Genomic DNA, 10,932 nt, shown 5'->3' with positions numbered 1-10,932 from the left:
GAAAAAATATAGTTTTTAATCAAAACGGAGGTGCTCACTTTGCACCGGAATTAGGTGGTCATTTTGAACTGGAATCAGGTGCTCACTTTAAAACGGAATGGGGTGATCAATATAACCGGAATTTGCAATTTCTATTAAAAAACACCTTCCTCGGATACTTTTTCGCATAAGTATCAATCAGCTGCATGATATACTGATTACTGGCGTACGGGGTGACGAAATCTTTTATCTGAGAAGGCTCTGTAATCGCAACATCAGAAGTGATGTATCCCATGCCGTAAAAATGGCCTTTTTCGACCCAGATACAACTGCGTTCCTCAGCTGATCTGCCTTTATCGACAATAGCGAACGTAGACCTGCTGTTCAGGAAAAAGTCGATCGCCCTTTCGATTTTGGAATTGTGGGAAGCGGCATCGGGTAAATCGGTAGGATCTTTTTGGGGCAGAAATTCTCCGAGTTCCGGCTTTGAATATTTGCAGAACCGATAGTCAATATCGAATTGTTCGGAGAGGGAGCGCAGCAGGTTGATGGCAGCAAATTCGCTGTTGAAAACTTCAATGCTGTCCTGAAATTTCCCCATTTTTCCAATTGCCAGATATCGATAACCATTGCGGGCTTCATACTGATAGAGTCCATATTTGGCTTCAAAACGTTTTAAGGCTCTGTTGTAGGCAGGCCAAAGCTTTTTGATTTCCGTGCATTCCAAAAGCAGCGCCATCAGTTCGGTGGCGCAGACCTCAAAAGAAATACTGTGAATATCCCGCAGGAAGTTTTGTCTTTGCGGATTGATATTGTGACCACTGAAGTGTGACGCCACACGTTTTTTGATGTTTATGGCCTTTCCGACGTAGATTACTTTTTTGAGTTGGTTGTAGAAGTAATAGACGCCCGGTTTTTCCGGTAACTGTTCAAAATCCTTCGGCGGCAGATTGGGTGGCAAACGCTGGTCCTGTGCCGTATTTTTGATCATTTTTGAAATCACGCCTTCGTCATCCCATGCTAATAATCGTTCGAATAAGATGACCGTTGCAGCTGCGTCTCCTCCAGCGCGGTGCCTGTCTTTTACGGGGATGTCCAGTGAATTGCAAAGATTGCCGAGACTATACGAACTCAGTCCCGGTTTAATTTTTCGGGCAGCGCGAACGGTACAAAGTTTTCGGGCGGTCCATTTAAAACCCGCCTTTTCAATCTCATGACGCACAAAAGAATAATCGAAGTTGACATTATGGGCAACGAATATCCTGTCGGTCAGGAGTTCCAGTACTTTTTCGGCAATATCATCGAAAATAGGGGCATGCTGTACCATTTCGTTGTTAATACCGGTTAGGGCAAAAATCGGAAGCGGTATCTCTTTTTGCGGATTTACGAGTGTTTCGTATTTGTCTAGTACAGTTGTGCCGTCGTGAATAATAATGGCAATTTCCGTAATCCGGCTGCCACTGGCATTACCGCCTGTGGTTTCGATATCTACTATGGCATATTGCATTTTTTTCATCCGGAACTAAATTAGGGGCAGCTTTATTAGTTGATTTTCATTGATTCTTAAGAAGTTGAAAATCGCACCTGCAAAAATAGCACAGATTAGAGTAGGATGTATGGACGGGATTGTTCTAAATTGTAACAAAAATAGTGGTCGGTTTCAGTATTCTGATGCGAAGTTATGCAGCTGCCGCAATACCGGAAAAAGATTCTCGCTGGAGTGCTGCTGAGAGGAATTACAGCCATTCCCCCGACGTATCATAATCTTCCGGGAAATAGGTAAGATACTGAACCATTCTCGGGCTTTTTCCCCTGTTTGGAGCGGCACAGTGCGGTAAGGTATTGTTCCAGATGATAAAATCGCCGGCGTTTCCTGTGATGGGTTTTGGGTGTAAAGTCTGAATTGCTTTTTCTCTTGGATTTTCATGTGGTTCCAGGTTTTTCAGCCAGTCTTTTACTTCGTTATGAAAGCCGGGAACGCAATGGAATGCACCATCGTGAATTCCGCAATCGGTGAGGTAGAGCAGGCCCTGAAGCCCAAACGGAATGGGCTGCCTTAAACTCGTATCCCAATGCAGCGGACTTCCTAAAAAAACAAATGAGTCATTTTCAGGAGGATTAAAACTCACTTTGTCAATCGTTTTGTAAATTTTGGTGGTGTTATAAAGCTGTTCGTATGCTTTTTTTATTCTTGGGGAAAACCGGTTGCGGTTTAACGTTTCATGATCTGAAAAATTAAGCATCAGTCCTTTTTGATTTTCATGCCGATTGTACCAGGTTTCTTTGTTGGCGGGATCCATTTTCAGGAAATCCCAGATCGCCTGCTGGGTAGCTTCGCAATCTGCTTTCGAAATAGCGTTTTTTACAATAACGTAGCCATTTTGATTCCAGAATTCAAGATCCTGTTCAGAAAGCACTTTATCCTCAGAATCCTCAGCCCCGCTGTTTTCGTTTTTCTTTTTAGCCGTAATCCAGGTTTTAAAGGTTTCAAAATCAGGTTTTTCAAAATATAAAAACTGTAACGTATCTTCCATGCCAATACCCAGCTGATAGAGCGTTTTCATTTCGGTATCCCAGTCCTGACTGTCAGTTGCACCAGCTAAGCCGGTGGGATGCAGCGTGCGTTTCCATAGTTTTTCAAGAATAATCCAGGGCATATTTTGGCAGGTTAGGAGTGAGATCGATTTTAGAATGAACCAAAATTAATCCATTTGTGGCTTTCCGCTTAAAGTATAAATACGTGTTTTTAGGTTCACGCTAAATTTGGAGTTACCGGATATTTTTAAATGGTATTCTTAATCATGTTTTCAATAAGTCTGTTATCGGGATCATTTAAGTTAAAAAATAAATACCCTACATTTGTTTAAACTTCATAATTCCTAAAGTAAACATCAGAATGTACGATATCATTTTTAAACATCTTGAAGAAAAAGTCCGGTTAACGCAGGAGGAAAAAGAAGTAATAAAGACTTTTTTTAAACCTAAGAAACTGAAGAAAAAACAGTTTGTCGTGGTAGAAGGCCATGTCTGTACCTACCTTACATTTGTTTCGAAAGGACTTTTAAAATCATACCATTCCGATGATAAAGGCAATGAACATATCAACCAGTTTTCACCGGAAGGCTGGTGGACATCAGATATGAGCAGTTTCTTTAGTGGCGGCATTTCCTTTTACAGTATTGATGCTATGGAAGATTCGGAAGTCCTGCTCATTACGAGGGAAGATTTCGAAAATTTAACGATTGAAGTTCCTGTAATGGACCGTTATTTCCGTTTGCTTTTTCAAAACAGCTTAATTACAAAAGAGCGGAGATTAATAAGTTCGCATACCCATACTGCGGAAGAAAAATACAGGCATCTGGTAGAAAACAACCCTGATCTGATGAAGCGGATTCCCCAAAATTTATTGGCTTCGTATCTTGGCCTTTCGCCGGAAACACTAAGCAGGTTAAAGAAAAACGTCATCATTGGACCCAAATAGTTGATCTGGATCAATTGAATTTCTTGTTTTAAGTCATCTTCCCGAAGCCTGTTTTGAAAGTACCTTTGTAAAAAATAAAGTACTTATGAATTCTCAAAAATTACCAATACAGGAAACAGCAGGCAATAGCGCGTTGGTGGTAGGAGCAACCGGTATCGCCGGAAGTAATCTTGCAAAAAAACTGCTGGAAATAGGATGGACTGTCTTTGGACTTTCCCGCAATCCGAAAAGTGATACCGAAGGTTTGATTCCGGTTGCCGCTGATTTGCTTAATACCGAATCATTAACGGCTGCCTTAAAAGATATTGCGCCTACACATGTTTTTTTTACGACCTGGATGCGAAAGGATACCGAAGACGAAAATATCAGGGTCAATAGCGCCATGGTTCGAAATGTACTGGACGTATTATCTCCTAAAAAATCCATACAACATGTTTCTTTAGTAACGGGCTTAAAACATTATTTAGGGCCCTTTGACGCTTATGCCAAAAGCGGAACGTTACCGGAAACTCCATTAAGGGAAGAACAGCCGCGATTAGACCTGCCCAATTTTTATTACGCTCAGGAAGATGAAGTGTATGAAGCTGCTGCGCGTGATGGCTTCAGCTGGAATGTACACCGCCCGCATACTTTGATTGGAAAAACGATCGGGAATGCGATGAATCTCGGAACTACATTAGCAGTTTACGCGACGATCTGCAAACAGGAAGGAACTCCGTTTGTATGGCCGGGTTCAGAAGCACAATGGAAAGGGGTCTCTGATGTTACGGATGCTAAAATCCTGGCCGACCAGATTATATGGGCTGCAAGTACTCCTGAAGCCCACAATCAGGCTTTTAATACCGCTAATGGAGATGTTTTTCGCTGGAAATGGCTTTGGCCAAAGATTGCGGAGTGGTTTCAGATTGAATTCGAGGGGTACAGCGGGACGATTCAGCCACTGGAAACAGTACTAAATACCAAACATGAAAGCTGGCGTGCCATCACAAAAGAAAACCATTTGATCGAAGGAAACCTGGATCAGCTAGCATCGGCATGGCATACGGATCTTGATTTAGGGCGTCCGCTGGAAGTGATGACTGATATGTCAGGAAGCAGAAAGTTAGGGTTTACGGGGTATAAGGATACTAAAGATTCGTTTTTTGAATTATTTGAAAGGTTAAGAAATGATAGAATAATTCCCTGATTTAATTAGATAATTAGATAATTGGATAATTGGAAAATGAGATAATTGGATAATTGGGAATGAGATAATTGGGTAATTAGATAATTGGAAAATGAGATAATTGGAAAAATGAGATAATTTGAAAATGAGATAATTGGATAATTGGGAAATGAGATAATTGAAAATGAGATAATTGGAAATGAGATAATTGGAAAGTGAGATAACTAGATAATTAGATCATGGAATGTAATCAAAAACAGTGTCAGGCTGAGCGTAGTCGAAGCCCCGTTCATGTGAAAAAAGCCTTCGACTCCGCTGAGGGTGACAATCAGGTAATTTAAAGCATTGTGTTATTTGATAATTGGACAACAATTGTTATTTTGTTATTTGATAATTTATGGCACTTTGTTATTGAGTATAAATCTCCTTGAATAAAAAACGGGACAAAGAAGTTTTTCTTTGTCCCGTTTTTGTATTTTTTGGATATATTTTAGTTATCGCAGAACGAACCGATTTGCTGTAAATGCCTTTCGGTTTGGTATTTATTGAAGTTGTCCCATTTTGGAGGGAAACTTGCTTTTTGTCCGTACATCGCATCCACGCAGAAATTGTTGTCCTTGTATTTGTCATGTAAAACAGCCAGAATTTTAAAGAAAAATTGATCGAGCATGGTGATGGCTTCAAATTCTGATTGTAGCGTGCTGTAATTAGAATCTGATGGATTTAACAGTTGCAGTAAATCCAGAAGCTCTTTCTTTTCCTCTTCATTGATTTCAGTAGCATAACCCATTTTTAAGGTTTTAAAAACCAGGTTATTCCACGCTTTGCTGTCGTGTCCCCACTGCACATCAGGCAGGTTTAGGGAATGTTCGCAAATCAGAATAATGGAGAAAAGAACATCGTTTAAGTACTCCGCCGGGAATTCGTCAAAACTTCTGAATTCGAAACCGCTCTGGTACATTTTTTCCTGATTAAAATCAAGTCCCACTTCCGAAAGCATTTCATATTCCATTTCGGCTTCAATCTGATCGCGCCACCAAATGTTTTCTTCTTTTTCAAATTTCAGCAGTTTTCTGAAATCGTCTACCTTGTAGGTTAGGATTTTGCCTTTTGGCATTGCCTTATTGTAAGTTCCCACGCCAATGTAACGGGACATGGCATTTCTCATGGAACCCAAAGTAAATTTTTTGTCTAAGCTGTATTTATCACTGATCACGCCCATAATATCAGGACTTCCAAGAGTGGCTATGAAAAAAGGCTCAAACCATTGTAATAAATAAATGGCGTTGGCATGTGTTTTTTCAAATTCATTGTAATCCACAATTCTGCTGTCTTCCGTTAATGACGGTAAGGTGATATGAAAATGGTACGTTCCGTTATTGAACAACACCAGGTTTTCCTGATTCGTCATAAACATATTCAGGCCGTTGTTGTAATCCGGAAAATTTAATTTTCCGTTGAGCACAGACGATTCGTTGATTTTGTCCAGAAACAGTTTTTTCGTCGCTTTCAGTTCTTTGCAGGAATCAGCGATGGTTCTGTTTTCAAAATATTTGGTTACAAATTCGATCGAATCACCATCAAAATGTACAGATCCCATCGTTTTGTTTCTCTGGGTAATCATACTCTGAATGTTGTACGGCTGATCTTCCAGGAAAAGTTCCATAATCGATTTGCCCAGATACTCCGGATTTTCAAGCGGTTGTGCAATCGTCTCACCACTTTCCGTATCGATTAATGGTTTTATGGGCGATAACGTTTTGTGCTGATAATTGATATCGAGCTTTTCCAGAGAATGACTGTTCATCATCCGGCTTACTTTATAGCTTTCCGTAAGGCTAAAAGCTTTTTTCAGCATAGGAGCCAGGCTTTCAGGTTTATAGCATTTTCTGTAATCAATACTATATTTCTCAAAGCCAATTTTTTCTTGTATAAATTCACCAGAAACTATCAGGGGTTCTTCAAACTGCATGTAGGTTTCGTTTTCCAATCCTATTCCCCAATAATATTTTTTTGTCTGATTGTCTTTCATTTATACTTACTTTCTTTTTTAAGGTTAATTATAATTTTTAAAGCATTATTTCATTTGAAGATACAAATCCGCGTTACCATTAGAGACAGGAAACCTATAATGGATGAAGCACATTACTGCCTCCATTATAAAAGTTTTCGTTTACTTTTAAAAATATAGGAATTTGTATTTTAGAAATTTCGCACTTTTTATCGACGGAAAGATCAAATAAGGAGTAAAATTTTATAATAAGGCTATAAAATTACCAGTGTTATTAATCGCTTTTGTATCAATAATTTAAGCAGGGGAACGGCTAAATCACAACTTTTGCTGTTCTTGTTTTTTCTAAGTTGCAAAAGTAGTTTTTTATTATCGTATTTCCAAGTAGTTAACTCACTGATAATCAATATTTTTTTTTGAATGTTGAAACCATCCGGCGAATTGTATTTTTATTCGTGGTAATAAAACACATAAGAGGAATACAGTTCATCATTCCACCAGTCTTTTCTGACCTCCGAAAAGTAATTGTAATTCAGTTTTCCTGCCTGTGACTGCAGCGGATACACCACAACACCATTTTCACGGTACGCCTGATGCAGATCAGTTTCAGGAACTACGGGCACAATATGTCCGGAGAGTCCTTTTTCCCTTCTTTTGGCGCAGATTATTCCAATTCCGCCATGGGCATTTACCTTCTGCTGGATTTCTTCAGCGGTAAACATTCTTTCCCACCCAAAATTCGGTCCCCATTGTAAAAACCAGTCGTGTATGGCACTGGAATAAATGCGGTCTACGGTTTGTTCAAAAACGGCTTCTACATCTTGTCCCTGCAGAATTTTTTCCAGGGATTCGGGTGTCCACCAGACTGTTGGGACATATACTTGGGCAAAATAGCAGTAATCGTAAGAGTAGACATTGCAGTAGGTGTCCTCTACAGTTCTTTGATATCTAAGACTGGTTTCCACGTCCAGTTTATCAATAATCCGGGCAATACTTTCTTTTTTGCTGGCGGTATCTGTCAGGTCCCGGTATGGAATGGTCGCATCCATTAGTGGTTTTTCTTTCATTTCCATAGAATCCAGCCGCGATTCCGGATCCGGCAACAAATGGGCTTTCTTAATTTGAATATTCGATAGTGTATGATCATCTAAGGGTAACGATGCTACTGATACAGTATGTTTTTCCATCTTGACTGCTTAAAATTAATTGGCCTGACGCTGCTGAATTGATTGTTTGTACAGCGTAATTTGGTTAGCCAGCGGGTAAATGTAAGGATTTTAAGTTTCTAAAGAGTTTTAGAAAAAGACAAATTACAGAAAATAATGTGATTTATGTACTTGTTTTGCCGCGTTTAAACACGAAAAAAGGCCTACTGTTACGTACGCCTTTTTGCTTTGAAACTATAATATGTTTACTAATCCTACTCTTTTATACTTCCTCTTCCTCGTCTTCATTGTTGATCACATCGTCATCATCATTGGTAATTGACTCGTCGTCCGGATCATTTTCTGATCTGACGTCTGAATGGTTTTGAGATTCAGTCGGTGTGATTTCCATCTCTTTGATGAATTCCTCCTGATATTGGTACGGATCTTCGTCCTTTGCATAATTATCAGGATCAACGGGCGTATTCTGATCTATATAATCAGGATCACTTTCTCCGAATTCGGGTAGTTGTTCTGTATTGGTTTTATGTCTGAACTGATCTTCGTTTTCAATTGTATTTCCATCAACCAGCGTATTCTGATCAATAAAATCCGGGTCTGTGTGACCGTATTCGTTGCTGTTTTGCTTTTCCATGACGCTGTTTTTTTTAATTAATTATATTTTTCTTCTGAAATAAGCCGATCGTATTTTTTCAAATTAATTACGATTCGGAATTACTCTTAAAGCTGTATTACAAATTTACCCAGAGATCTTTCGGATTTATTATAGAAAAATAAATTATAGTTGCATAATTTATAGGTGTTTATGCGAAAAATAATCGTAAATTCACTTCATTCTTCCGGTTTGGGAAAACACATTTCAATTCGAACCCCATACTGCTTATCATTTTAAACCTCAGACCTTTCCGACGAAATATTTCACCGTATCTGCAACGGCTGCTGTTGTTAAATTTTAGGGCTGCGTTCGAATTTTCTTATTTTGGAGAGAATAAAACAATAACAATCAACGTTCTTAAACAAAACTATATTATGGGCTTATTTGATTTTATGATAGTGGAAATAGCTATGGATTTGGGAACCGCAAATACTTTGATAATTTACGATGGAAAAATCGTAGTAGATAGTCCTTCCATAGTGGCCAGGGATATTCGAAACGGGAAAATTATTGCGGTAGGCCAGGAGGCCAGTTTGATGCAGGGTAAGACACACGAAAATATTAAAACCATTCGTCCGCTTAAAGACGGGGTAATTGCAGATTTTGATGCTTCTGAAAAAATGATCAGCTGGTTTATCAAAAATATTCCGCAGATCAAGAAAAACTTTTTTACGCCCGCACTGCGAATGGTCGTTTGTATTCCCAGTGGTATTACCGAGGTGGAAATGCGAGCGGTAAAAGAATCCTGCGAACGCGTAAACGGAAAGGAAGTGTTCTTAATTCACGAACCTATGGCCGCTGCTATCGGAATTGGTCTGGATGTGATGCAGCCGAAAGGAAATATCATCGTGGATATTGGCGGTGGAACTACAGAAATTGCGGTAATTGCACTTGGAGGAATCATTTGCGATAAATCGATAAAAATTGCCGGTGATGTTTTTACTAATGATATCCTGTATTATATGCGAACACACCATAACTTGTATATTGGGGAAGGTTCTGCCGAAAGAATAAAAATTGAGGTGGGTGCCGCAACGGAAGACCTGGAAGACGCTCCTGAAGATATAACCGTCCGAGGAAGGGATTTGCTTACCGGAAAACCGAAAGAGGTACGGGTGAGCTTCAGGGAAATTGCAAAAGCACTGGACAAATCCATACAGCGAATTGAAGATGCCATCATGGTAACGCTTTCCGTAACACCGCCCGAACTGGCTGCCGATATTTACAATACGGGTTTGTACCTGGCAGGAGGAGGCGCCATGCTGCGTGGTCTTGATAAAAGGCTTTCCCAAAAAACAGAATTACCCGTTTATATTGCAGAAGATCCTTTGAGAGCCGTTGTAAGAGGCACAGGTATTGTCTTAAAAGATATCGTGAAGTATAAAAGTGTACTGGTGAAATAGTTTTCAGTCTCAGTTTACAGTTTACAGTCTCAGTTTACAGTGCCAGTAAAACTGAAAACTGCGACTGCGACTGAAAACTGTAGACCGCGACTGTAAACTGAAAACTGAGATTGAAAATTAATTAATCTTCACCAAATGGGCTTCAATGGCAGCTCTGTCTGATTCATATTGTGCCGGAAGTTTTAAGTTCTGACCTAATTCTTCTAAAGCTTCGTCAACAGTGAATCCGGGGTTTTCTGTAGCGATTTCGAACAAAACACCGCCCGGTTCTCTAAAATAAAGCGAGTGGAAATACTGTCTGTCAATCTGTGGTGTAATAGACAATCCGTAGGCTTCAATTTTTTCACGGAAGTGCATTAGAATTTCGTCATTTTGCACGCGGAAAGCAACGTGGTGCACCGATCCGTTGGCCACATGACCGCGTTTTTCTTCTGCGAGCTCGACCAGGTCCACAATGGCAGCATTTTCTACCATATCTGTTGCATAACGGTAACGGTTTACATCCTGATCAATCAGTTTATAACCAAAGATATCAGTCAGGATCGCAGCAGTGGCTTTGATACTGTTTAACGTAAGCGTGATATTGTGAAAACCTCTTGTTGCCACATCCGCTTTTACTTCGTCAGTCTCCCAGGCTTTTCTGTTGTCTTCTGTTTTAGATTCGATTAACTCTAGTTTCAGTCCGTCCGGATCTAAGAAAGTCAGGTATTTTTCCCCGAATTTTTCAGCCGGTTTGTTGTAGATTACATTGTATTTTTCAAAACGTGCCTGCCAGAAATCAAGACTTCCTTTTGGTACGGAATAGCCAATTTCTGTTGCCATTCCGGAGCCTTTTCTTCCTTGCTGAATGCCTTCTCCCCAAGGGAAAAAAGTTAAGATCGTTCCGGCACTTCCTACTTCGTCACCAAAATAAAAATGGTAGGTTCCGGGATCGTCAAAATTCACTGTTTTTTTAATGAATCGCAATCCTAATATGTTGGAGTAAAAGTTGAAATTACGTTTGGCGTCCCCTGCAATTGCAGTAATATGGTGTAAGCCTAAAATTTTATTTTCCATGGTATTTTATGTATTA

At 39.7% G+C, this 10,932-nt stretch carries 9 protein-coding genes; 3 read left to right on the top strand and 6 right to left on the bottom strand.

The genetic code is table 11. The annotated features are described in order from the left end of the window. Positions 1 to 106: 106 nt before the first annotated feature. Both D0817_RS15550 and D0817_RS15545 read right to left on the bottom strand, forming a co-directional pair. The gene (locus D0817_RS15550; protein WP_127339299.1) at positions 107 to 1,495 is read right to left on the bottom strand and encodes an exonuclease domain-containing protein; all 1,389 of its coding nucleotides are present in this window, start codon (positions 1,493 to 1,495) and stop codon (positions 107 to 109) included. A 220-nt stretch (positions 1,496 to 1,715) separates the two neighbouring features. Then, the gene (locus D0817_RS15545) at positions 1,716 to 2,636 is read right to left on the bottom strand and encodes a phytanoyl-CoA dioxygenase family protein (RefSeq protein ID WP_127339298.1); all 921 of its coding nucleotides are present in this window, start codon (positions 2,634 to 2,636) and stop codon (positions 1,716 to 1,718) included. A gap of 239 nt (positions 2,637 to 2,875) precedes the next feature. Between D0817_RS15545 and D0817_RS15540 the strand changes: the two genes are divergently transcribed. After that, positions 2,876 to 3,460 (top strand): Crp/Fnr family transcriptional regulator, encoded by a 585-nt coding sequence (locus tag D0817_RS15540; protein WP_127339297.1) that lies wholly within the window; start codon positions 2,876 to 2,878, stop codon positions 3,458 to 3,460. An 85-nt stretch (positions 3,461 to 3,545) separates the two neighbouring features. Beyond that, positions 3,546 to 4,646, top strand: a complete 1,101-nt coding sequence (locus tag D0817_RS15535; RefSeq protein ID WP_127339296.1) for an SDR family oxidoreductase — start codon at positions 3,546 to 3,548, stop codon at positions 4,644 to 4,646. Positions 4,647 to 5,115: 469 nt separating this feature from the next. Here D0817_RS15535 and D0817_RS15530 read toward each other — a convergent pair whose 3' ends face one another. The 3 genes from D0817_RS15530 to D0817_RS15520 form a co-directional block, all read right to left on the bottom strand. After that, complete coding sequence (locus tag D0817_RS15530; protein WP_127339295.1) at positions 5,116 to 6,657, bottom strand: hypothetical protein; 1,542 nt, start codon at positions 6,655 to 6,657, stop codon at positions 5,116 to 5,118. A gap of 428 nt (positions 6,658 to 7,085) precedes the next feature. Beyond that, a complete protein-coding gene (locus tag D0817_RS15525) occupies positions 7,086 to 7,823 on the bottom strand; it encodes a hypothetical protein (protein WP_127339294.1) in 738 nt (245 codons plus the stop codon). A gap of 241 nt (positions 7,824 to 8,064) precedes the next feature. Next, a complete protein-coding gene (locus tag D0817_RS15520; RefSeq protein WP_127339293.1) occupies positions 8,065 to 8,436 on the bottom strand; it encodes a hypothetical protein in 372 nt (123 codons plus the stop codon). Between the two features lie 395 nt (positions 8,437 to 8,831). Between D0817_RS15520 and D0817_RS15515 the strand changes: the two genes are divergently transcribed. After that, positions 8,832 to 9,860, top strand: coding sequence for a rod shape-determining protein (locus D0817_RS15515; RefSeq protein ID WP_127339292.1), 1,029 nt, complete (start codon positions 8,832 to 8,834; stop codon positions 9,858 to 9,860). 117 nt (positions 9,861 to 9,977) lie between these two features. On the opposite strand, the gene D0817_RS15510 is transcribed toward D0817_RS15515, so the two are convergent. Continuing rightward, complete coding sequence (locus tag D0817_RS15510) at positions 9,978 to 10,916, bottom strand: ring-cleaving dioxygenase (protein ID WP_127339291.1); 939 nt, start codon at positions 10,914 to 10,916, stop codon at positions 9,978 to 9,980. Between the last annotated feature and the right edge of the window lie 16 nt (positions 10,917 to 10,932).

Source organism: Flavobacterium cupreum (assembly GCF_003996965.1).
In the GTDB taxonomy this organism is placed as follows: domain Bacteria; phylum Bacteroidota; class Bacteroidia; order Flavobacteriales; family Flavobacteriaceae; genus Flavobacterium; species Flavobacterium cupreum.
Note: the sequence above shows the minus strand (reverse complement) of the source record. Positions and strands in the feature narration are given on the sequence as shown.

What these genes read in the sequence shown, in the direction of transcription:
- D0817_RS15545 (WP_127339298.1), bottom strand. Translation starts at nt 2,636, where the DNA reads ATGCCCTGGATTATTCTTGAAAAACTATGGAAACGCACGCTGCATCCC.
- D0817_RS15515 (WP_127339292.1), top strand. Translation starts at nt 8,832, where the DNA reads ATGGGCTTATTTGATTTTATGATAGTGGAAATAGCTATGGATTTGGGA.
- D0817_RS15525 (WP_127339294.1), bottom strand. Translation starts at nt 7,823, where the DNA reads ATGGAAAAACATACTGTATCAGTAGCATCGTTACCCTTAGATGATCAT.
- D0817_RS15530 (WP_127339295.1), bottom strand. Translation starts at nt 6,657, where the DNA reads ATGAAAGACAATCAGACAAAAAAATATTATTGGGGAATAGGATTGGAA.
- D0817_RS15535 (WP_127339296.1), top strand. Translation starts at nt 3,546, where the DNA reads ATGAATTCTCAAAAATTACCAATACAGGAAACAGCAGGCAATAGCGCG.
- D0817_RS15520 (WP_127339293.1), bottom strand. Translation starts at nt 8,436, where the DNA reads ATGGAAAAGCAAAACAGCAACGAATACGGTCACACAGACCCGGATTTT.
- D0817_RS15540 (WP_127339297.1), top strand. Translation starts at nt 2,876, where the DNA reads ATGTACGATATCATTTTTAAACATCTTGAAGAAAAAGTCCGGTTAACG.
- D0817_RS15550 (WP_127339299.1), bottom strand. Translation starts at nt 1,495, where the DNA reads ATGAAAAAAATGCAATATGCCATAGTAGATATCGAAACCACAGGCGGT.
- D0817_RS15510 (WP_127339291.1), bottom strand. Translation starts at nt 10,916, where the DNA reads ATGGAAAATAAAATTTTAGGCTTACACCATATTACTGCAATTGCAGGG.